The organism is Aureivirga sp. CE67, from assembly GCF_015767245.1.
In the GTDB taxonomy this organism is placed as follows: Bacteria; Bacteroidota; Bacteroidia; order Flavobacteriales; family Flavobacteriaceae; genus Aureivirga.
The window spans coordinates 320,986-342,493 of sequence record NZ_JADOTV010000001.1; the positions used below are offsets into that span (position 1 = coordinate 320,986).

The following is a 21,508-nucleotide window of genomic DNA, read 5'->3' on the forward strand; positions in this document are numbered from 1 at the left end:
ATTGTAAACAAAACTTCTAAAACAAAAAACTCATTCTAATTAAAGAATGAGTTTTTTTATATCGTTTAAGTTTTTATTTAACTTCTTGCTAAGAAATCAACTACCAATTTAGAAACTACTTTTTCTGCTACTTTCGCAACTTCTTGTACTTCTTCATGAGAAACTGGTTCTACAAGACCTTCTACTCCTAAATCTGTAATTACAGAAAGCCCCATACATTTCATTCCCATATGTTTTGCAGCGATAACTTCAGGAACTGTAGACATTCCTACAGTATCAGCTCCCATTAGCCTTACCATACGGTATTCTGCTGGAGTTTCAAAAGTTGGTCCTTGTAAAGCAAGGTACACTCCTTCTTGTAATTTCACATTATTTTCAATAGCGATATCTCTTACTAATTGTGCCATTTCTAAATCATATGGCTCATGCATATCTACAAAACGAGGTCCAAAACGTTCGTCATTTGCTCCATTCAAAGGATGTTCTGGCATCATGTTGATATGATCTGTAATTAACATTACATCTCCAACTTTAAATCCAGTTTTTACACCTCCAGATGCATTTGAAACAATCAGTTTTTCTATACCTAAATATTTCATCACACGGATTGGGAAAATTGTATCACTCATTTTCCATCCTTCATAATAATGAAATCTTCCACGCATTGCTAGAACTTTCTTTCCTCCTAATTCTCCAAAAATCAATTCTCCATGATGTCCTTCAACTGTAGACACTGGAAAGTTTACGATTTCGTCATAAGGAATACGTTTTTCTATAGAAATAACATCTACTAAGTTTCCTAATCCTGTTCCTAATACAATTCCAAAATCAGGTGTTGTAATTCCTTTCTCTTGTAAAAACTTAACTGTCTCTTGTACTTTCTCCCACATAATCTAAAATGAGTTTGTTAAATATGTCTTCTCGACTAAAAAAAGTTGTTTTGATAGGTATATAAAATACCTTCTCAAGCTTAACAAAGATACGAACATAATCTTTTTCTGTTGTTAAAATAATCTTTTTTTCTGTCGGAATATCATGATATTTCTCATTGATTTTCAATATATCATGATCCGAAAAATGATGATGATCAGGAAACTCTATATGGTGTAGTTTGACTCCTTTTTTTTCTAAAAAAGAAACTAAAGGTTTTGGTTTTGCAATTCCTGTGACTAAAACAATTTCATAATCTAAAATGTCTGAAAGTTGTATTTTTTCCTCTTGAGAAACCAATGTTTCATCATAAGAAATTTTAGAGAAAAACAATTCCTGATTTGGCTCCAGTTTTAGTTTTTGCTCTATTTTTTTCTGCTCTTCAAAAGAAAGATTTTCGGGACACTTTGTAACGATAATAGCTTTTGCACGTTTTGCTCCACTTTTATATTCACGAAGATTTCCAGCAGGAAGCATAAAATCTTGCGAATACAAACTATCATACGAAGTTAATAAAATATAAAATCCAGCGTTCAACTTTCGGTGTTGAAAAGCATCATCTAATAATACAATTTCAGTTTCAGGTTTTTGCTTTTTAATTTCCTCAATTCCATGTACACGATTTGCATCTACTGCAACCGTAATATGTTGAAATTTTCGAAAATATTGATAAGGTTCGTCTCCAATCATTTCAGCATTTACAGTAGCGTCAGCCATGATAAATCCTTCGGTAGTTCTCTTATACCCTCTACTTAAAACTGCTGTGTGATAGGAATCTTTTAGTAAACGAATTAAATATTCTATCTGTGGTGTTTTTCCTGTTCCTCCTACACTAAGATTTCCGACTACAATTGTAGGAAAATCAAAGGAAGTCGATTTCAAAACTCCAACATCAAAAAGTTTATTTCTAACGGAAGTTACCCCTCCGTATAAAATAGAAAATGGAAATAATATTTTTCGTAACTTTTTCATGTGGCGAAAATACGAAAAATTGAGGTAGAATTATTTTCTTTCACAAGGGTTTTATGGAACTAAATTAAACTTTTTCAATCAAAATTCGTTTAATCCATGTTTATCACTGACTTGTAATAAATTTTAACCTTAACTTAGACTATACTTATTTTTTCTTTCATTATCAGATAAATTTGATTCAGTTCATTTTAAACAAAAGAAAATCAATAGAATATTTTTCATTTTTAACTTGAAGACGAAATTTCACATAAAATCTATTGTTAAAAACATTCAAACTTTAAGACTATTTTTAAAAACTTCTACTTTTCTTCCTAAAATTATAATAAAAAAATAGTGTTCTTAAATTGAGAACTACGATAAAAAAGTATCTTTACGAAAAATAAATAAATCCCAAATTGAAATAAGATAATTTTTCTATTTGGATCATATTTCATTTCCAGATAAAATTTTTAAATATGATTTTAATAGCAGAAGGAGGTTCAACTAAAGTAGATTGGATTGCTTTAAATGACGAAAAAGAAGAGATTTTCCGCTTACGCACAGCAGGATTAAACCCAACCGTATTTTCTAGAGAAATAATTGAGAGTAGAATCGTAAATGATTTTCAATTAGTAAAAGATCGAGAACTTGTCAAAAAAGTATTCTTCTACGGTGCTGGTTGTGGTACGGATACTCCAAAATCTGTTTTGAATGAAATATTAAAGGGTGTTTATTATAATGCTGAAATTGTTATTGGAGATGATATGCTAGGAGCAGTTTATGCAGCATCTCAAGGGCAAAAATCGATTGTTTGTATTTTAGGAACAGGATCTAACAGTTGTTATTTTGATGGGGAAAATGTAGAGCAAAATGCAAAGTCTCTAGGATATATTTTGATGGACGAAGCCAGTGGAAATTATTTTGGAAAACAATTAATTTGTGATTATTATTATCATCGAATGCCAAAAGAAATTGCCGAAAAGTTTGAACAAGCTTATAACCTAGATGCTGATTTTATCAAATATAATCTTTACAGCCTTCCAGACCCGAATGCTTATTTAGCTTCTTTTTCTAAGTTTTTATTCGAACATATTGAAAACTCCTACATTAAACAAATAATGTTAGACGGTTTTGAAAACTTCTTTATGTGTAGAATTCTTCCTTATACTCATGCACATTTAGTTCCAATTTATTTCATTGGTTCTATTGCTTATTATTTTCAAGATGTGTTGGAAACTGTTGCTAGCAAATACAATCTTGAAGTAGCAGGAGTTATTCAAAGTCCAATTGATGATTTAATCACTTATCATAAAAACGAATTGTTATAATTCATTTTTAATTAAAGGAATAATTCTTTCTAAAGCCATACCTCTAGAACCTTTTATCAATATTAATTTATTTTCTAATGTTGATAAAAGCTCTCTATTTTTAGTTTTAAAACTATCAAAATCCTCATATTTAAAAATATTTTCTGAAGACAATTTTGTACCCGAAAAATGTTTTCCCAGTAAAAATATTTTTTCAAAATTATACTCAGAAATTTGTTTTAAAATCTCTTCATGCTCTTCTGCTGACGTCTCTCCTACTTCAAACATATCTCCTAGAAAAACAATTTTTGAACTTCCATTTAACATAGAAAAATTCTCCAAAGCAACTTTCATACTAGAAGGATTTGCATTATAAGCATCAAGAATAATTTGATTTCCATTGATTTCAAGAATTTGAGAACGATTGTTTGTAGGAACATATTTTTCAATAGCTGTTTTCATTAAAGAATTTTCAACTTTAAAATAATGTCCAATAGAAATAGCCGCTGCAATATTTGTATAATTATAGATTCCAATCAAATTACTTTGAATTTCTACACCTTCTAGCTCCAATTTCACAAATGGAGTCAGTTCTTTAAAAATCGTCTTTGGAAGATCGTTTTCAGAACCAAATAATATTCTTTCTATTCCTTCTGATTCTTTCATTTGTCTTTCAATAGAACTATTTACAAACAAAAGTCCATTCGTTTCTTTGATATATCTATAAAGTTCTGTTTTCCCTTTAACAACACCTTCTAAACCACCAAACCCTTCAAGATGTGCTTTTCCAAAATTTGTAATATATCCAAAATTTGGTTTTGCTATTCTACACAAGAAATCTATTTCTTTTTGATGATTCGCTCCCATTTCAACAATTCCAAGCTTAATTTCTGGAGTCATTTGAAGAAGTGTAAGAGGAACACCAATATGATTGTTTAAATTTCCTATAGTAGCATGTGTCTTATATTTTTCAGATAAAACAGCATTGATTAATTCTTTAGAAGTAGTTTTTCCATTACTACCTGTTAGACCTATAATCGGGATTTTTAATTGCTCTCGATGATAAGTTGCAAGCATCTGAAGTGTCTCCAAAACATTATCTACTAATATTGTTTTATCAGAAGAAGCGTATTCTTTTTCATCAACAACAGCATAAGAAGCTCCTTTTTCCAAAGCTTCTATTGCAAACTTATTTCCATTGAAATTTTCTCCTTTTAAAGCAAAATAAATACTATTCTCTCGAATTTTTCTAGTATCCGTGTCCACCAGAAAACTCTCTTTATATAATTGGTAAAGCTCTTCTATTCTCATAATAACAAAAATAAAAAAAGCCTTACGTTTTGTAAGGCTTTTTTTGAATGAATTGAAAAATTCTAAATATTATTTCTTGTTAGGTCCTTTAGTTCCTTGGTGATAAGGAGTTTTACTTGTCTTAGACATTGGTCCTAAACGGTCTGTAGCACAACGGAATCCGATATAGTTATCAGCCATATACTCAGGTAAGAATCTTCTTTGTCCTGGATCTAACCAATACTCTCTATCTTTCCAAGATCCTCCTTTAATTACTCTTGATTGATCAGAGATTAAAGTATTTCTCTTTTCTTTATCGTAAACGTGAGATCTTTGTCCTTCTTCGTCAACTTCACTAGGAATGATTGGGTGGTTATACATTCTAGGCATAGCCTTTCCTTCTCCTTTGAAGTCCTCTTCAGTTTTGTCATAGTGCTTAGTAGAAGCTAAGTCTCCATCTTCAACATCTACGTTGTAAGACTTCTCATAGTTATTTCTCATGTAAGCATCATCTTTAGTAACTGGTACATACTTTAAAGCTCCAGGAATATCTTTAGCAACGATTTTTCCGTTATCTAAAGTATCATACTCCATGTTTTCGTAGTCTACCATTACTACTTTACCTTCATCATCAATTTCTTTCTTAGTGAAAATGTTTCCACGGAAGTAGTTGAAGTCACTTGCTTCACCATCAATAATTGGACGGTAAACATCAGCAACCCATTCAGCTACGTTTCCTGACATATCATATAATCCGAATGCATTTGGAGGGTAGAATTTTACTCTTTGTGTAATATCTGCCTCATCCGAACTCCACTCTGCACGTCCAGAATAATCTCCTTTATATTGCTTAAAGTTGGCTAACTGATCTCCGTGTCCTCTTCTATTTTTATTTCTTGTATATTTTCCACCCCAAGCAAATTTCTTTCTTTCCTTAACGATGTTATACTCTCTTGATTCTACTAAAGATTTAGCAGCATATTCCCATTCTGCTTCTGTTGGTAAACGGAATGAAGTAGATAATACTCCATCTGAAACTTTAGCATGTCTTCCTACGAAAGATCCTTTAGCAGGTCTTTTCTTAAGTTTTTTGTTTGATGGTAATCCTTTTTTGTAAATAGTAGAATCTCCGTCAAATAACATCTTTGGGTTTGCTAAATAAGTTTCTGTAACGAAGTGGTTTTTCCCTTGAACTTTCATAGAGTCTCCTCCATATAAATCATCTAATAAACCTTTGTCCATTAAGATTTTTTCGTTCACACGGTCCGTTCTCCATTTACAGTATTGGTTTGCTTGAATCCAACTAACTCCAACTACTGGATAATCCGCATAAGATGGGTGTCTTAAGTAGTTTTCAGTTAATAATTCGTTGAATCCTAATACATGTCTCCATACTAAAGTATCAGGTAATGCAGACTTGTAAATGTGTTTATAATTTTCTTCTGATGGCGGGAATACTATTTCTAACCATTCTAAGTAGAATAAGTATTCTGCATTTGTTACTTCGGCTTCATCCATATAGAATGAACGAACTTGCTGTTGTACTGGAGTTGTGTTCCAGTCAAACATTACGTCATCCTGAACAGAACCCATTGTAAATGTACCTCCTTCGATAAGAACCATCCCTGGAGGAGTTTCTTGTCCTTTGTAATTTTTGTGAGTTGAGAATCCACCATTTTGTTTATCCTTAGTGGTCCACCCAGTCAATGAAGTACTGTTATTACCAGAATTCTCTTTACTTTTACAGCTGAATAGCGATGCTGCCAAAACAACTGCTAGAAGTAATTTCGATCTTCCAACTAAATTTTTCATATTCATTTCAACATTTAAGGTTTTATTATAAGTAGCGCAATTTACACTAAAAAAATTTTTTTCCAAGAATTTATCTTAATAAAATGTAAAAAAAATTAACATTTATATAGTTAATAACGATTCAATAAATTCTTTATTATGTAAATTGTTCCATATTTATTTAACGATTTTATTGCTAATTTCGTATATGCTAATTTTTTAAATAAATAGTATTTTTTTATTATTCAAAATAAATATCAGCCTTCAAAAATGCATAAATACTAGGATTTCAACTTATTTTTTAATTTATTTTTAGCTTGTTAATTTCTTACTAAAAGATTTTTATCCTAATTATATTTCTTTTAAAAACAAAGAAAACATTTTACAGAAATAGCCTAAATAGATTTTTTATAGGTATTTCAATTTATAGGTATAAAAAATTTAATAATAAATATATATTTGCAATGATTTAATTAAATAACATGTTTTCCCTAGCTCTTTAGGTGAAAATATTTCAATATTAATTTAGTTATTAACTAATAATAAGATTGTTTTTTTTTCGTTTGCTTTACTATGATAAACAAAAGATTTTTTTTACTTGTACTGTTTTTTTCAATGCTTCAATTGACTTTTGGTCAAAACTTTGAAAAAAAAGATATTAACTTGGAGTGGCAAGATAATTATCAAGTTACCTATTCTAATAATTTTAGTTTCAGAACCTCAATCGTTAAAGGTTTTTCTGTTGATTCAGATTTTCTTCCTAATTATTTTAAGCAATGGAAAGTTGCAGCAAATCAGGAAGTAGACGAAGCTTCTTTATCAAATATCTCTTACCAAACTATTGACCCAAAAAGTTTAGGTAATGTAGATTTAAATAAAATTCCTGAAAAAGCATCTTACGAATTAGTTTGTAAAAACCGAAGAAACGAAACTTATCTTATTTTCAATTTAACTCCGATTGTTAAACAAAATGGAGTTTATAAAAAAATCACCTCTTTTTCTATTGAATATAAATTGAAAGGTAAAAGACAAAGAAATTATCGAAACTCAAATACTTCTAATTCTGTTTTAGCAAATGGAAATTGGTATAAATTCGCTATTGATACTTCAGGAGTTTTTAAACTTGACAAAGGATTTATCGAAGGTTTAGGAATCAATTTAAGTGGTGTAGATCCTAAAAATATTCGTATTTATGGAAATGGTGGAAACATGCTTCCTAATACTGTTGGGGATTTTAGACATGATGATCTTCAAGAAAATGCCATTTTTGTAAGTGGAGAAAATGATGGAGTTTTTAATAATGAAGACTACGTTTTATTTTATGCACAGGGTCCACATAATTGGAAACATACAGAAATAGCGGAAACAGAAGAAAATGAAGCTTTTATTTCTTCAAACCATAAACAAAATATTTATTCTGATTTTGCTTATTATTTTATCACAGTAGATCAAGGACAAGGAAAAAGAATCACAACTTTACCTGAAATAACTCAGAATGCTTCTACTACTATTTCTTCTTTTTATGATTTTACTTTTTATGAAAAAGAAAATTATAATATTGCAGCATTAGGAACAGTATGGTTAGGAGAACCATTTAATATAGAAGACAATCAAACTTTTAATATTCCTTTTTCAAACATTGTAAATGATGTAAGAGTTCGAGTAGCGATGGTATCTCAAGCTCCTAACAGTACGCAAGCTAGAATCAAAGCAAATGATCAAAGTCTTTTTAGTTTAAGTTTTGGGAGTACTACTTCTAATATTTATGCAAGAGAAAAAGTTAATAGTAAAAATATCAGTACTAGTGGAAATTCTGTTTCTGTTGCAATAGAATATAGAAATGGAGGAAATCCATCTGCCAGAGGATATTTAGATTATATTGAAATTTCTGGTCTTAAAAATTTACAAAGTATCGGAAAACAATTTTCTTTCCGAAGTTTTGAAGCAAAAAACACGAATGGAGTTGTAAACTTCCAAATACAAAATGGAAATAACATTACTGCAGTTTGGGAAGTTTCAGATAATATAAACCCTCGTTTAGTTCCTATCAATAAATCAGGAAGTACTACAAGTTTTAAAGCTAATGGAAATTCTCTTAAAGAATATGTTGCTTTAGAAAACGATGATTATTACTTACCTACACCGATTGATAACCCACAAGTTGCAAATCAGAACCTACATAGTTTAGAAAATATTGATTATTTAATAATTACTTCTAAAGAACTTGTAGGACAAGCAGAAAGATTAGCAAATCATCATAATACAAATAGTAACTTAAGTACTATTGTGGTTCCTCTTCATCAGATTTATAATGAATTTTCTTCAGGTTCTCCTGATATTACAGGAATTCGTGATTTTGTAAAATTCTTATATGAAAATAATAATGGAACGAATAAACTAAAATATTTATGTCTTTTTGGAGATGCAAGTTATGATTATAAAGATCGTATTCCGAACAACAATAATATCGTACCTTCATTTGAATCTACGGAAAGCTTCAGCTCTAATACTTATATTTCTGATGATTATTATGCAATGTTAGATGATGATGAAGGAACGGTTGATTCAGAAGGAAGATTATCTAAAAATGATCAAATTGATGTAGCTTCAGGTAGATTTTTAGTAACAACAGTAGAAGATGCTAAAAACAGTGTGGACAAAACTTTAAAATATTATAGTGTAGAAGCTTTTGGAAAATGGAGAAATGACATCACTTTAGTTGCTGATGATATTGACGATCCTAATTGGGAAGATCGTTTACAAGGAAGTCAAGAATTAATTGCAAAAAAAATTAGCCTTCAAAAACCACAATTTAATATTAAAAAAATATACGCTGATAGTTATAAACAAGAAATTTCTTCTGGTGGAGAGAGGTACCCTGATGTAAACAAAGCCATAACAGATGCTGTTGAAAAGGGAAATTTATTTATCAATTATTTCGGTCATGGTGGTGAAGACGGATGGGCACATGAGAGAATTCTAGAAATAACGGATTCAAACAATTTAGAAAATCCAACTACATTTCCTTTATTTATTACTATTACTTGTGAGTTCACTAAATTTGATGACCCTGAAAGAAACACTGCTGGAGAATTCACTTTTTGGAATAAAAATGGAGGTGCTACAACTATGATTACTACAACTCGTTCTATCTCTGAACCGGCAGGGAGAATTTTAAATGAACGAATTGTTGATAAACTAACACAAATAGAAGAAAACGATTACACTATTTCTGAAGCTTTAATTGCTTCTAAAAACAGTTATACATACTCAGAAAGATATTATACGTATTTCATTGGGGATCCTGCGATGAAACTGGCAGTTCCTAAAACAGATATTCGTATTACAAAATTAAATGGAAAAAACATTGATGAAGAGTTCGATACTTTAAAAGCTCTTTCACATCCAAAATTCGAAGGAATTGTAACAGATGAAAATGGAAATATTTTGTCTGATTTTAATGGAGAACTTTATGCTACTATTTATGATAAAGCTTTAGCAAAAACAACGTTAGACAATGATCAACATGATATTTTTATGGAATATGAAGCAATTGAAAGTAAAATATTTACTGGAAAAGTTTCTGTTCAAAATGGAAAATTCAATTTAGAATTTATTGTACCAAAAGATATTAAAATTTCTGAAGGAACAGGAAAACTAAGTTTCTATGCTCATAATAATCAAGAAGATAAAACTGGGTATAATTTAGATGTTATTGTTGGAGGTGTGGATGAAAATGCACCTGAAGATAATGAAGGACCTCAAATTAAACTTTTCATGAACGACGAAAGCTTTGTAAGTGGAGGAACAACAAATCAAAGTCCATTATTTTTGGCTTTACTAGAAGATGAAAACGGAATCAATACATCATTTACTGCAGTAGATCATGATATTGTTGCTTTTATTGATGGAGATCAGAATAACCCTATCATCTTGAATGATTTTTATGAAACGGAATTAGACAGTTATAAAGAAGGACGTGTTAGATATCCTTTCAAAGATTTAGACCCAGGACCACATACTTTAACATTAAAAGTTTGGGATACATATAATAATTCGAACGAAGCTTCGTTGAATTTTGTGGTGACACAAGACGTTAACCTTTCTTTAACTAATGTTTTGAATTATCCAAACCCATTTGTAAACTATACAGAGTTTTGGTTCACACATAATAGGCCAAATGAACAATTAGAAACTCAAGTACAAATATTTACAGTTACTGGAAAATTAGTAAAAACTATCAATCAAGTAATTCAAACAGATGGTTTCTTGGCTCGATCTATCACTTGGGATGGTTTAGATGATTTTGGAGATAAAATAGGAAAGGGTGTTTATGTATACAAACTTAAAGTTAAATCACTGGAAGACGGTAGTTCTGCAGAGAAATATGAAAAACTAGTGATACTTCAATAAAAAATTAGATATTTGTTAAGATTAAATCAATTTACTAAATGAAAAAAATATTATTATTCACAGCATTATCTATCCTTGGAGGAAAATTATTTTCACAAGAAATAGATACTAATAAAGAACCAAATCCAATTACAACTGCAGCACCATTTTTATTAATTACTCCTGACGCAAGAGCTGGAGGTATGGGAGATGTTGGTGCTACAACTTCAGCAGATGCACAATCTCAGTTTCATAATCCAGCAAAATATGCTTTCTTAAAAGATCAGTTTGCTGTAGGAGTTAACTATACTCCTTGGTTAAGAGAATTAACAGATGATATTTTCGTAGGAGCTATTGCTTTCGGAAATAGAATTAATGAAAGATCTGCTTGGTCTGCAGGTTTAAGATATTTCAATTTAGGAGAAATCCAATTAACAGATAATATTGGTGCTCCTCAAGGAACATCCAAAATGAACGAATTAGCTCTTAGTGGTGCTTACGCTCTTAAGTTGAGTGAAAAGTATAGTATGGGGGTTGAATTAAAATATGTTCGTTCGGATTTAGGTGTACAATTAACGCAAGGAAACGAAATAAAAGCTGTTAATACATTTACAGTTGGAGTTTCAGGGTACTACCAATCTGATGAGATGCACTTAGGAGATTTCAACGGACGTATTAGAGGAGGATTTAATATTTCAGATATTGGACCAAAAGTTTCTTATGTAGATGGAGGTCAAGAAAGCTTTATGCCAGCTAATTTAAAGTTAGGTGCAGGTTTTGACTTTATCTTAGATAGCTATAACACAATTGGAATTAGTTTAGAAGCTAATAAATTATTAGTACCAACTCCAGATCCAGCTGATCCAACAAAATATGATGATACTGGATTTTTCGAAGGAATCATTAAATCATTTGGAGATGCTCCAGGAGGATTTAGCGAAGAGTTGAAAGAAATCACTTATGGTGTTGCTGCTGAATATTCTTATGATGAGTTATTCTTATTAAGAGCTGGATATTTCCACGAAAATGAATTAAAAGGAGCTAGACAATTTTTTACAACGGGATTAGGATTTAAATTTAAATCTACAAATCTTGATTTATCCTACTTAGTAAACGCAGGAGATGTTGCAAATCCATTAGAAAATACGCTAAGATTCTCTATAGCATTTAATTTCGGTAACTCTTACGAAGATTAAAGAAAAGATTAGTAAATTTGTTCTATAAATTGTATAGACGATGAAACAAATACAAATCACAACTTCGGTTACGGTTTTTGAGAATGTAGATGAGCTACCAAATGATGTAAAAGAGCTGATGAACAAGGCTGTAGAAGCAAGAAAAATTGCTTATGCACCTTATTCGGATTTTGAAGTAGGCGCGGCTTTATTATTGGAAAATGGAGAGGTGATTACAGGAAATAATCAAGAAAATGCAGCTTATCCTTCTGGAATTTGTGCTGAAAGAGTAGCTGTTTGGAAAGCTTCTTCAGAATATCCAGATGAAAAAATCCTGAAAATCGTATTAACAGCGACATCAAGAAAATCTAAAAACACTACTCCTGTTGCACCTTGTGGAGGATGTAGACAAACGCTTTTAGAATACGAACAAAAACAAAACGCACCGATGGAAGTGTATTTTATGGGAGCTGAAGGAGAAATTTATAAGACAAATTCTTTAACAGATTTAGTTCCAATTGCTTTTGGAAAAGCTTTTTTGTAAGATGAAAAAAGACATTCAAAATAGAGAAGATTTATACCTTATAGTAAGTCAATTCTATAAAAAACTATTAAATGATGCAGAAATGCATCATTTTTTTTCTGAGATTGTAGAAAATGATTCTTTAGAAGAGCATTTGCAAGTCTTGGTAGATTTTTGGGATAATATTTTATTCTACTCTAATACCTACAAGAAAAATGCAATGCAACCTCATTTAGAAAAAAATAAACAATTTCCGTTTGAACGTAAACATTTTCAAAAATGGTTGGATTTTTTCAAACAAACAGTTGATGAAAATTTCGAAGGTGAAAATGCACATATCATCAAAAATCGAGCAACTTCTATTGCAACTGTAATGGAAATTAAAGTTTCTCAAATTAGAGATCAAAAAGAAAAAAAATAACAAAAACCTCCTACTCTATCTCAGATTAGGAGGTTTTTTATTTTTAATCGATTTTATCCTATTTAATTTCTTCAGATTTATATTTTTCTTCTCAAATAATCTGTTGATTTTGAAAATAAATTGACAAAAAAAATATTCTTACAAATAAGTAATCTAAATCTTCTTTTTTATATTTCATTGAAAGATTACATATAAAATACTTAAAAAATCCACGATATTTTCATTAGTAATTCTTAAAGAAAGTTAAACATAAGTTAAACACTTTCAGTTATTTGCATTCAAAAATCATTATTACATACCTTTACAACAAGTTAAGATGGTCGGTCATATAATTTATCATAATAGCCATCACATTTTATATTCCTTTACAATATCTAGTGTGATATATTAAGTTTTTATTAAGTCGTAACCTATTTGTTTATATTTTTTTATAAAAAGTATTTTTCATATCCTCAACTATTTATTTTAATTAACACCCCCGACCATCTTTTTTAACTCAACAATTTATGATTCAATTTCTACACTAATTATAAATTCAGCTAATCTTTAAAATTTCATAATCAGCAAAAATCATGCAGTCTTTCTTTTTACATAAAAGATGACCTACCTTTCAAAATAAGTAAACCTCTATTCTTCTAATTATAGAGTATTAATTTAATTACGTAAGTCTTAAAATACAAGCAATTAAAACTAAATAAATATTTTTTTAATCAAAAAGAGGTTGCCCATTACAGACAACCTCTTTTTTTTCTATTAAAAATAACGCTTTATAGCTTTTCAATATTTTCAATTAATACATCCATGAATTTTTGAAGTGGCTTCTTTACCATCATCGCCATCATCGGATTAAAATCTCCTTTGAAGAATAATTGAACATCACTTGAATTTGCATCCACACTTTCAATAGCTCCTATTAAAGAAAAAGAAAGTTTACTGCTTGCTGCTCCTAAAACAATCTTTTCATTTGGAGTTTGTTCATTTAATACTAAACGAATTTCTGGCATCCCTTTCAAACAAAAAAGAAAAGAATCTCCATCTACCTCAAATTTCTCGATATTTTCAGGCATTAATTGCTCAAAGTTTTTTAAATCTGTCAAAAAGTTAAAAATCTCTTCTTGACTTTTTTGAGCCGTAATTTTTTTAGTTTGTAATTCCATAATTGCTTTTTAAAAAATTATTGATTCCAAGTACTTGGACTAAATCTCCATTTTGTTAAAGCTTCTTTTTCTTCAGAATTAATGTAGTGATTATCATTTGCCAATTCTAATAAATGGTCATAATCGCTCAATGTTGTAAGTTCTACATTAGCTTCTTTAAAATTCGTTTTAGCAATATCAAATCCATAAGAAAAAATAGCTACCATACCTTTAACTGTTGCTCCTTCATTACGAAGTGCTTCTACGGCATTTAAACTACTTTTCCCTGTGCTGATTAAATCTTCAATCACAACAACGTTACTTCCTTTTTCTAAAAATCCTTCCACTTGATTCTGACGTCCGTGTTTTTTTGGTTCAGGACGAACATATACGAAAGGAACATTTAAAAATTGAGCAACCAAAACTCCCATTGCAATTGCTCCTGTAGCTACACCAGCAATCACATCTGGTTTACCATAAGTATCCTCAATTATTTTAGCGATGTTTTCTCTAATATAGTTGCGAATTGGGGGAAATGATAAAGTTGTTCTGTTATCACAATAAATTGGAGATTTCCATCCTGAAGCCCAAGTAAAAGGCTCTGACGGTTGTAATTTTATTGCTTTAATTTGCAATAATAGTTCTGCTGTTTTTTTTGCTGTATCTTTGTTCGAAATCATAATGCAAATGTATAAAGTTTTTGTCAATGACTATCCAATTATTTTGACAGATAGTGTAAAAAATTCCGAAAATTCTGACATGATAATCATGAACGAAAATAATGTTCATGAAGTTATTCAAAAAATGTTTAACAACGAAGCAATCGAAGCAACTTTTTATTGCGAAAATCTAGAAAAAGACTGGAAATTATTTCAGAGTTTCTTTAAAATCGAGAAAGCTGCTGGCGGAATTGTTAAAAATGAAAAAGATGAAATTTTATTTATCAAAAGATTCGATAAGTGGGATTTACCAAAAGGAAAAATTGAAAAAGGAGAAACACAAAAAGAAGCTGCAATCCGAGAGGTTGAAGAAGAATGTGGAATAGAAGGTTTAGAAATTTTAAACCAAAACAAAACTACTTACCATATTTTCTCAAGAAAAGAAAAATTAATATTAAAAATTAGCTACTGGTTTGACATGAAATCTTCTTATGATGGGAAACTTACGCCACAATTGGAAGAAGATATCACAGAAGTTATTTTTAAAAATTCTGCACAAAAAGAAACGGCATTGAAAAATACCTATGCAAACATTCGACTTTTATTTGAATAATATTTTTTAATCGTTAATAAACTGATAAATATCTAAATAACAAGTTATTAAAACCCCGCTTTTATTCCTTGGTTTTAATTATAACTATACTTTTGTTATTCACAATAATAGCTGTATTTTTGCAGTCTTTTTGAGTAAAGAATTTTGAATAAAGGTATGACAGAGTTTATTAGAAAAATAACGCCAAACACAAAAGATGATGTTCTTGCAGGAATTACGGTTTCCTTGGCAATGGTTCCGGAAGTTGTTGCTTTCGCTTTTGTGGCACAAATTGATCCAATTGTAGCATTAACCGGTGCATTTATCGTTGGAATTATTACAGCAATCCTTGGAGGTAGACCAGGACTAATTTCTGGAGCTGCTGGGGCAGTTGCCGTAATTTTTGTTGACATGATTGCAAAAGGACATGCAAAAGGTTTAGCTTTTGAAAACCCAATTGACAATATGGGATTCCTGTATCTATTCGGAGCAGTTATCTTGATGGGACTTATACAAATTGCTGCCGGATATTTCAAACTTGGGCGTTTTGTTCGTCTAATACCTCACCCTGTGATGCTTGGTTTCGTAAATGGTTTGGCAATTGTAATTTTCCTTGCGCAATTGAATATGTTTAAACATAAGGTTCCAAATACAGACCCTGATGTTTTAGGTAAATTCCAAGATGTTTGGATGCATGGAACAGAATTGTATACAATGGCTGGATTGGTATTACTTACTATGGCGATTATTTTTGTTTTACCTAAAATTACGAAGAAACTTCCTGCTGCACTTACAGCAATTGTGGTTACAAGTTTGGTTGTAAAATTTGGAAATATAAACGTGTCTACTGTTGGTTCTTATATTATTGAAGGAGGAGGAACAGGATTAAAAGGTTCATTCCCTACTTTCAATACAGAACTTTGGGATAAATTACCTGTTAATTTAGATACTCTATACTTTATTCTTCCTTATGCCTTTTTGGCAGCGTGTGTTGGTCTTATTGAGTCTTTAATGACAATGAACTTAGTAGACGAATTAACAGAAACAAGAGGAGATGGAAATAAAGAATGTATTGCACAAGGTGTTGCAAACGTGACTAGTGGACTTTTCGGAGGAACTGGTGGTTGTGGAATGATTGGGCAAACGATGATTAATATCAACTCAAACGGACGTGGAAGACTGTCAGGAATCATGATGGCACTTACTTTGCTATCATTTATTTTGTTTGCTGATGGAGTAATCGAACAAGTTCCTATTGCTGCCTTAGTTGGAGTAATGTTTATGATGGTAATCGAAACATTTGCTTGGTCTAGTTTACGTATTATTCGTAAAATTCCTATGGCAGATGCTTTTGTTTTAATTGCAGTTTCTGTAATCACGGTTATTTTTGACCTTGCTATTGCGGTATTTGCTGGAGTTATCATTTCTGCATTAGTTTTTGCTTGGGAAAATGCTAAAAGAATTCGTGCTCGTAAGGTTTTCAAGGAAGATGGTACTAAGGTGTATGAAATTTGGGGACCACTTTTCTTTGGATCTGTAACGGCGTTCAACGAAAAATTTGATATTAAAAACGATCCAGAAAAAGTGGAAATTGATTTTATCGAATCAAGAATTAGCGATCATTCTGGAATCGAAGCTATCTATAATTTAGTAGAAAAATATGAAAAAGCGGGAAAAGAAGTAAAATTAAAACACTTGAGCGAAGAATGTAAAGAACTTCTTTGTAAGAGTAATATGAAATTTAATCAGATTATTATGGAGGCAATCGATGATCCACGTTATCATGTAGTAGCGGATCCGGAAGAATTTGCCAAAAAAATATAGAAAAGAAAATGAGATTTTTAAGATTATACTATGAATATTTGAAAAGGACTGGGCTTTTTACTTTTTTAAGAAAAAACTTAAAGAGTCTACTTATTGTTGTTGCTATTGTTGTAGGAATATTCTTCATTATTGAAAAATTTGTTATCACAATGAAAGAAATTTTTCAATTAATTGTAGATAATGTTTCTGATACATTGGTTTATGTGATATTTACAGCGTCTGAGACGGTTCTTGGGCTTATTCCACCTGATCTATTCATTATGTGGAGTAAAACGCAAGGAGAAAGCATTGGAGTCAATCCTTGGTTACTTGTAGGTTTCTTAGCAACACTTTCTTATTTAGGAGGTATTATTGCTTATGCAATAGGAATGAAGATTGAGCATATTCCAAAAATACATTTCTGGGTAACTAAGAAATACAGTGAACTTTTCACAAACCTAAAAAAATGGGGAGGTTTCTTTATTGTAATTGCTGCATTATTACCAATTCCATTTTCTATGGTTACACTAATTTCAGGTATTACAGGTTATTCGTTTAGATGGCTTCTAATCCTAGGATTATTCCGATATGTGAGATTTTTTGTCTATGCAATTTTCTTATTCCAAGCGGTATAAGATTTTGCATCTTTTTATATAAATACACGAAGAAGAAAGCACTCTATTTTTAGAGTGCTTTTTTTATTTTTAAACATAAGCTCCAGAGGAATATGTCAATTCATAACTGTGCGTATAAATTTCGAATACCACACCAAACGGATCTTCTACATAAACCATTTTAAAAGGTTTATCATTTGGATAATATTCTCGGATTGGCATTCTTTGCTTCCCTCCTGCTTCTACAATTCTTTGCGTCAAACTTTCAATATTTGGGTCTTGAACACAAAAATGAAAAAGCCCTGTTCTAAAAGGATTAAAATCTGCTTTCCCTTCTGTTTGCGGGAATTCAAAAAGCTCAATTCCTATTTTGTCTGATGTAGAAAGATGTGCAATTCGGAAACTCTCCCAATCTTCTCCAAAAACATCAATACACATTTTACCGATTGCTGTTTCAGTTTCTTTTTCGACGGTTTCTGGCCCCATTAATAAATACCATCCCATTACTTTTGTGTAGAAAGAAATTGCTTTGTCCAGATCTGGAACTGTAATTCCTATATGTGAAAATGCTCTTGGATAATTCATCTTATCAGTTTTTAAAAAAATTTAAACTTATTTAAGTTACTAAATTTCAAAGACTAATCCGATTTTTAATTTTATTCTCCAGCAAAACTTTTTTTTAAAAAAATAATCATTTTCTATGTTGAAAGTTTTTTTATTCAGATGTACTTTTAGCTTCTTCAGCAGTAATATCTTCTTCAGTAAATCCAATAAAATTTCCTTTAAAATCAACTAAGCCTTTACGTTTCCCAAACTCCACATGAGCTAGTTTCCTTCCAGGATAGATCTTTATTTCGTCAAAAAGAAACTTTATAATAATATTTCCTTCTCCATCAATAGATCCGTATTTTCTTTTTCTGTCTTTTGTTGTTAAAAACACTTTAGTAACACCATTTTTATTAAAATCTTTAATATAACCAAATTGTGGTTCAATTATAAATTCTCCTTTTGTATTAATAATCCCCCATTTATAATCTAACTCTACTTTAGCCAGACCATCTTTATCAAAACTAAATGCCCCATCATATTGAAGAGGAATTACCAACTCTCCTTTTTTATTTATAAACCCCTTTTTTTTATTAATTTCAACAGCAGCGTAAATACCATCTCCAAAACCATAAGCCGAATCAAATTGAAACGGAATTTCTACTTCACCTTTTTTATTCATATATCCAAATTTACCATTTTTTTGAATTGGTACTAAACCACTACTATCAAACGGATAAGGATCACAATAATCTAATTCTAACGGTTGAATAATATTTCCTTTATCATCTATATAACCAAAATAGCCATTTTTAGTAATTCGTGCAATATTTGAATTTCTAAAATCTGTAACTGTTTCATAATATGGCTGAATAAGAACATCTCCTTTCTTATTTATCAAACCTACTCCTTCTTCACTCCAAATAACCGTATATTCATCATCTCCAAATTCTTCTGCATAATCATATTTAAAATCTATAACCACCTCCCCTTTATCATTAATAAAGCCATATCTCCCATTCAATTTAACACATGTTAAATCATTTACACCAAAATTCATAATACTATCGTATATTATATCAAGTAGTATTTCCCCTTTAGCATTAATAATTCCCGATTTTAAATCTCCATAAGAATCTCTTACTTTAACTTTAGTATGTCCTAATTTACAATATGTACTATCAAATTGATCTACAAAATCATATTTAGGTTCTATAACTATTTCTCCATATGTATTGATAAATCCTTCCTTATTATTTACTGTAACAGAAGCTAAATCGGATTTATAAAACTGCCCCATATATGCATAAGTAGGTTCAAGAATAATTTTTCCTTTTTCATTCAACAATCCCCACTTATCATTTTCTTTTACTCTAAATATATCTGGAAAATCATCAAATTTTATTTTTTCATATCTTGGTTCAAGAATAACTTCTCCATCACCATTTAACAATCCCCATTTATCATTTTCTTCACATATAAAAATATTTAATGAATTAATATATTCTACATTTTCATATTTGAGTTCAATAATAATATTACCATTTTCGTCAACAAATCCATATTTATCATTTAAAGCAACTTTAATGCAATCTGGATTTTTATCATACCAAATATTATCATATTCTGGTTCAACAATAACTTTCCCTGAAAAATCCATTAATCCAAAATAATTATCTTTTTGAATCTTTGTATAGTTTCCTGGTTTTAGAATTTCTTTGCTTATATAATCAAATTGTGGCTCAATTATTACATTTCCTTCAGCATCCATATAACCATACTTATAGTTTTCGTCATTAAAAACAAATAAACTTTTAGAATCTTGAGAATAGGAAATTAAACCTTGTAAGATTAAACAAAGTAAGATATAGTTCTTCATAGTTTTTTTTTAAAATTTTAATTCAATAACAGATTGCGATTATTAATCTGCTTTTTTTTAATTTTTTTCAAATATAGAAAATATATCATTTAAGTATTTTAAAAACTCTTTCAAACAAAAAAAACAGCATCTCAAAGCAAGACACTGTTTATTTTATTAATCTTAAAAGATTAAATATTTAATCAATATAAGACATTAATTCTTCTATATTATTTTTTCTAATCAACGTAGCCGCATCATCTCCTATTTCTAAATCATCCGATCCTTCTGTAACTTTAATATCTGTTCTAGCTCCTTTTTCTAAAAGTATTTTTGCTGTATCTATTTTTTTATTCCAAACAGCATATAACAAAGGAGTTCCTTTCGACTCATTTTCTATATCAATGTTTGCTCCAGAAGACAAAAGCATTTCACAAAACTTCGTATCTCCATGATTTGCTGCAATATGTAATGGTGAATTTCCTAGGCTCGTCTGAAAATTATAATCTGCCTTATTTTCTAATAACAACTGAAGCATCTCCTCAGAAATATTGTTACTTGCTGCCAAATACAAAGCTGTTGCTCCATTCGAGTTTACATAATTAATATCTGCTCCATGTTTCAACAAAACATCAATAAAACCAACAGAATCTGTTACCACTGCAATCTGAAAAGCAGTATAATTATAAGCTGTTTCCAAATTCGGATTTGCTCCTCTAGACAGTAACAATTCCAAAATACGTGTATGTTCTTGAAAACTTGTATTTTCCTTTTCTGTAGTAACCCCATCAATAGTTTCTGTAATCGTTACATTATTACTCCAAGAAATAGCATATCTACATAAATAATCCAAAGCAGTCTGTCCATTATTGTCTTTATGATGAATATCAGCTCCATTATCTAAAAGTAATTTTACAACCTCATCAAATCTTCCAATACAAGCTGCCAACAAAGCATTTGTATTTATCGTATTTCCTTTGTCTATTTCTGCACCATGGTCTATCAAAAGCTGAACAGCTTCTAATTTTCCTTCTCTTGCAGCAGTCTCAATCGGCGTATAACCTAAATCTCCTTCATTGTTTAAATTAATATCAGCTCCGTTTGCTATCAAGCATTCCATTACATCTGTATAATTACAAGCGGCCGCTAAAGTAAGAGCCGAACGATCTAAACTGATAAAAGAATTTACGTCAAATTCCTTTGATTCGATAAGTTTTATTATTTCTTCTATATCTCTATAGAGTACTAAATCCACAACTTTATCTTCAATTGTTTCCATATTATTATTTTGATTTTAAGTTTTCATAGTTTGTGTTTTTTAATAGAAATTTTAAATCTATCTAATTCCTTTTAAAAAGAATTTTAAAAAACAATTCATCCAAATATATAAATAACAATCAATTAGTTAAAAGAATAGTCAAGATTTAATTTTAGCGTTGTTTAATCTTTTTTTAAAAGAAAAATTCACATAAATCAAAACATTTACATCTTTATTCATTTTCAACAAGGGGAACTAACAA

Annotated in this window: 17 protein-coding genes; 8 read left to right on the forward strand and 9 right to left on the reverse strand. The window is 30.1% G+C overall.

The window, feature by feature from the left end; all coding sequences use genetic code 11:
* Positions 1-77: 77 nt before the first annotated feature.
* The gene (locus I0K12_RS01425) at positions 78-890 is read right to left on the reverse strand and encodes a purine-nucleoside phosphorylase (RefSeq protein WP_196885117.1); all 813 of its coding nucleotides are present in this window, start codon (positions 888-890) and stop codon (positions 78-80) included.
* Positions 862-1,902, reverse strand: coding sequence for a tetraacyldisaccharide 4'-kinase (gene lpxK, locus I0K12_RS01430; RefSeq protein ID WP_196885118.1), 1,041 nt, complete (start codon positions 1,900-1,902; stop codon positions 862-864). Before lpxK ends, I0K12_RS01425 begins: the two co-directional genes overlap by 29 nt.
* A 455-nt stretch (positions 1,903-2,357) precedes the next feature.
* Between lpxK and I0K12_RS01435 the strand changes: the two genes are divergently transcribed.
* Positions 2,358-3,209 (forward strand): N-acetylglucosamine kinase, encoded by an 852-nt coding sequence (locus tag I0K12_RS01435; RefSeq protein WP_196885119.1) that lies wholly within the window; start codon positions 2,358-2,360, stop codon positions 3,207-3,209.
* Here the strand turns inward: I0K12_RS01435 and I0K12_RS01440 are convergent.
* Both I0K12_RS01440 and gldJ read right to left on the reverse strand, forming a co-directional pair.
* Positions 3,204-4,499, reverse strand: a complete 1,296-nt coding sequence (locus I0K12_RS01440) for a UDP-N-acetylmuramoyl-tripeptide--D-alanyl-D-alanine ligase (RefSeq protein ID WP_196885120.1) — start codon at positions 4,497-4,499, stop codon at positions 3,204-3,206. The two genes, I0K12_RS01435 and I0K12_RS01440, sit on opposite strands and share 6 nt — an antisense overlap.
* A gap of 69 nt (positions 4,500-4,568) precedes the next feature.
* Positions 4,569-6,290, reverse strand: a complete 1,722-nt coding sequence (gene gldJ / locus I0K12_RS01445; RefSeq protein WP_196885121.1) for a gliding motility lipoprotein GldJ — start codon at positions 6,288-6,290, stop codon at positions 4,569-4,571.
* Positions 6,291-6,932: 642 nt separating this feature from the next.
* Between gldJ and porU the strand changes: the two genes are divergently transcribed.
* From porU to I0K12_RS01465, 4 genes are read left to right on the forward strand one after another with little or no spacing between them, the layout of a single operon-like run.
* Positions 6,933-10,682 (forward strand): type IX secretion system sortase PorU, encoded by a 3,750-nt coding sequence (porU, locus tag I0K12_RS01450; RefSeq protein ID WP_231372678.1) that lies wholly within the window; start codon positions 6,933-6,935, stop codon positions 10,680-10,682.
* A 38-nt stretch (positions 10,683-10,720) separates the two neighbouring features.
* On the forward strand, positions 10,721-11,857 hold the full coding sequence (gene porV / locus I0K12_RS01455) for a type IX secretion system outer membrane channel protein PorV (protein ID WP_196885123.1): 1,137 nt from the start codon (positions 10,721-10,723) through the stop codon (positions 11,855-11,857).
* A gap of 40 nt (positions 11,858-11,897) precedes the next feature.
* The gene (cdd, locus tag I0K12_RS01460; RefSeq protein ID WP_196885124.1) at positions 11,898-12,380 is read left to right on the forward strand and encodes a cytidine deaminase; all 483 of its coding nucleotides are present in this window, start codon (positions 11,898-11,900) and stop codon (positions 12,378-12,380) included.
* A 1-nt stretch (position 12,381) separates the two neighbouring features.
* The gene (locus I0K12_RS01465) at positions 12,382-12,780 is read left to right on the forward strand and encodes a group III truncated hemoglobin (protein ID WP_196885125.1); all 399 of its coding nucleotides are present in this window, start codon (positions 12,382-12,384) and stop codon (positions 12,778-12,780) included.
* A 767-nt stretch (positions 12,781-13,547) separates the two neighbouring features.
* Here the strand turns inward: I0K12_RS01465 and I0K12_RS01470 are convergent.
* Positions 13,548-13,937, reverse strand: coding sequence for an SRPBCC family protein (locus I0K12_RS01470; RefSeq protein WP_196885126.1), 390 nt, complete (start codon positions 13,935-13,937; stop codon positions 13,548-13,550).
* A gap of 17 nt (positions 13,938-13,954) precedes the next feature.
* Positions 13,955-14,596, reverse strand: coding sequence for an orotate phosphoribosyltransferase (pyrE, locus tag I0K12_RS01475; protein WP_196885127.1), 642 nt, complete (start codon positions 14,594-14,596; stop codon positions 13,955-13,957).
* Between the two features lie 7 nt (positions 14,597-14,603).
* On the opposite strand from pyrE, the gene I0K12_RS01480 reads away from it, so the two are divergent.
* From I0K12_RS01480 to I0K12_RS01490, 3 genes are all read left to right on the forward strand, one after another.
* On the forward strand, positions 14,604-15,188 hold the full coding sequence (locus tag I0K12_RS01480; RefSeq protein WP_196885128.1) for an NUDIX hydrolase: 585 nt from the start codon (positions 14,604-14,606) through the stop codon (positions 15,186-15,188).
* 156 nt (positions 15,189-15,344) lie between these two features.
* Positions 15,345-16,991: a SulP family inorganic anion transporter gene (locus I0K12_RS01485; protein WP_196885129.1), complete on the forward strand. Its 1,647-nt coding sequence runs from the start codon at positions 15,345-15,347 to the stop codon at positions 16,989-16,991.
* Between the two features lie 149 nt (positions 16,992-17,140).
* Entirely contained in the window at positions 17,141-17,605 is a 465-nt protein-coding gene (locus I0K12_RS01490) for a YqaA family protein (protein ID WP_196885130.1), read from the forward strand.
* 69 nt (positions 17,606-17,674) lie between these two features.
* Here I0K12_RS01490 and I0K12_RS01495 read toward each other — a convergent pair whose 3' ends face one another.
* The 3 genes from I0K12_RS01495 to I0K12_RS01505 all read right to left on the reverse strand — a co-directional run bounded on the left by I0K12_RS01495 (position 17,675) and on the right by I0K12_RS01505 (position 21,267).
* Entirely contained in the window at positions 17,675-18,169 is a 495-nt protein-coding gene (locus I0K12_RS01495) for a lactoylglutathione lyase family protein (protein WP_196885131.1), read from the reverse strand.
* A 130-nt stretch (positions 18,170-18,299) separates the two neighbouring features.
* Positions 18,300-20,009, reverse strand: coding sequence for a WG repeat-containing protein (locus tag I0K12_RS01500; RefSeq protein ID WP_196885132.1), 1,710 nt, complete (start codon positions 20,007-20,009; stop codon positions 18,300-18,302).
* 178 nt (positions 20,010-20,187) lie between these two features.
* Positions 20,188-21,267: an ankyrin repeat domain-containing protein gene (locus tag I0K12_RS01505; RefSeq protein ID WP_196885133.1), complete on the reverse strand. Its 1,080-nt coding sequence runs from the start codon at positions 21,265-21,267 to the stop codon at positions 20,188-20,190.
* Positions 21,268-21,508: the final 241 nt, after the last annotated feature.

Bases quoted from the DNA above. Each gene is read 5' to 3' on its own strand.
- I0K12_RS01425 (WP_196885117.1), bottom strand. From the start codon at position 890: ATGTGGGAGAAAGTACAAGAGACAGTTAAGTTTTTACAAGAGAAAGGA.
- lpxK (WP_196885118.1), bottom strand. From the start codon at position 1,902: ATGAAAAAGTTACGAAAAATATTATTTCCATTTTCTATTTTATACGGA.
- I0K12_RS01435 (WP_196885119.1), top strand. From the start codon at position 2,358: ATGATTTTAATAGCAGAAGGAGGTTCAACTAAAGTAGATTGGATTGCT.
- I0K12_RS01440 (WP_196885120.1), bottom strand. From the start codon at position 4,499: ATGAGAATAGAAGAGCTTTACCAATTATATAAAGAGAGTTTTCTGGTG.
- gldJ (WP_196885121.1), bottom strand. From the start codon at position 6,290: ATGAAAAATTTAGTTGGAAGATCGAAATTACTTCTAGCAGTTGTTTTG.
- porV (WP_196885123.1), top strand. From the start codon at position 10,721: ATGAAAAAAATATTATTATTCACAGCATTATCTATCCTTGGAGGAAAA.
- cdd (WP_196885124.1), top strand. From the start codon at position 11,898: ATGAAACAAATACAAATCACAACTTCGGTTACGGTTTTTGAGAATGTA.
- I0K12_RS01465 (WP_196885125.1), top strand. From the start codon at position 12,382: ATGAAAAAAGACATTCAAAATAGAGAAGATTTATACCTTATAGTAAGT.
- I0K12_RS01470 (WP_196885126.1), bottom strand. From the start codon at position 13,937: ATGGAATTACAAACTAAAAAAATTACGGCTCAAAAAAGTCAAGAAGAG.
- pyrE (WP_196885127.1), bottom strand. From the start codon at position 14,596: ATGATTTCGAACAAAGATACAGCAAAAAAAACAGCAGAACTATTATTG.
- I0K12_RS01480 (WP_196885128.1), top strand. From the start codon at position 14,604: ATGTATAAAGTTTTTGTCAATGACTATCCAATTATTTTGACAGATAGT.
- I0K12_RS01485 (WP_196885129.1), top strand. From the start codon at position 15,345: ATGACAGAGTTTATTAGAAAAATAACGCCAAACACAAAAGATGATGTT.
- I0K12_RS01490 (WP_196885130.1), top strand. From the start codon at position 17,141: ATGAAAGAAATTTTTCAATTAATTGTAGATAATGTTTCTGATACATTG.
- I0K12_RS01495 (WP_196885131.1), bottom strand. From the start codon at position 18,169: ATGAATTATCCAAGAGCATTTTCACATATAGGAATTACAGTTCCAGAT.
- I0K12_RS01500 (WP_196885132.1), bottom strand. From the start codon at position 20,009: ATGAAGAACTATATCTTACTTTGTTTAATCTTACAAGGTTTAATTTCC.
- I0K12_RS01505 (WP_196885133.1), bottom strand. From the start codon at position 21,267: ATGGAAACAATTGAAGATAAAGTTGTGGATTTAGTACTCTATAGAGAT.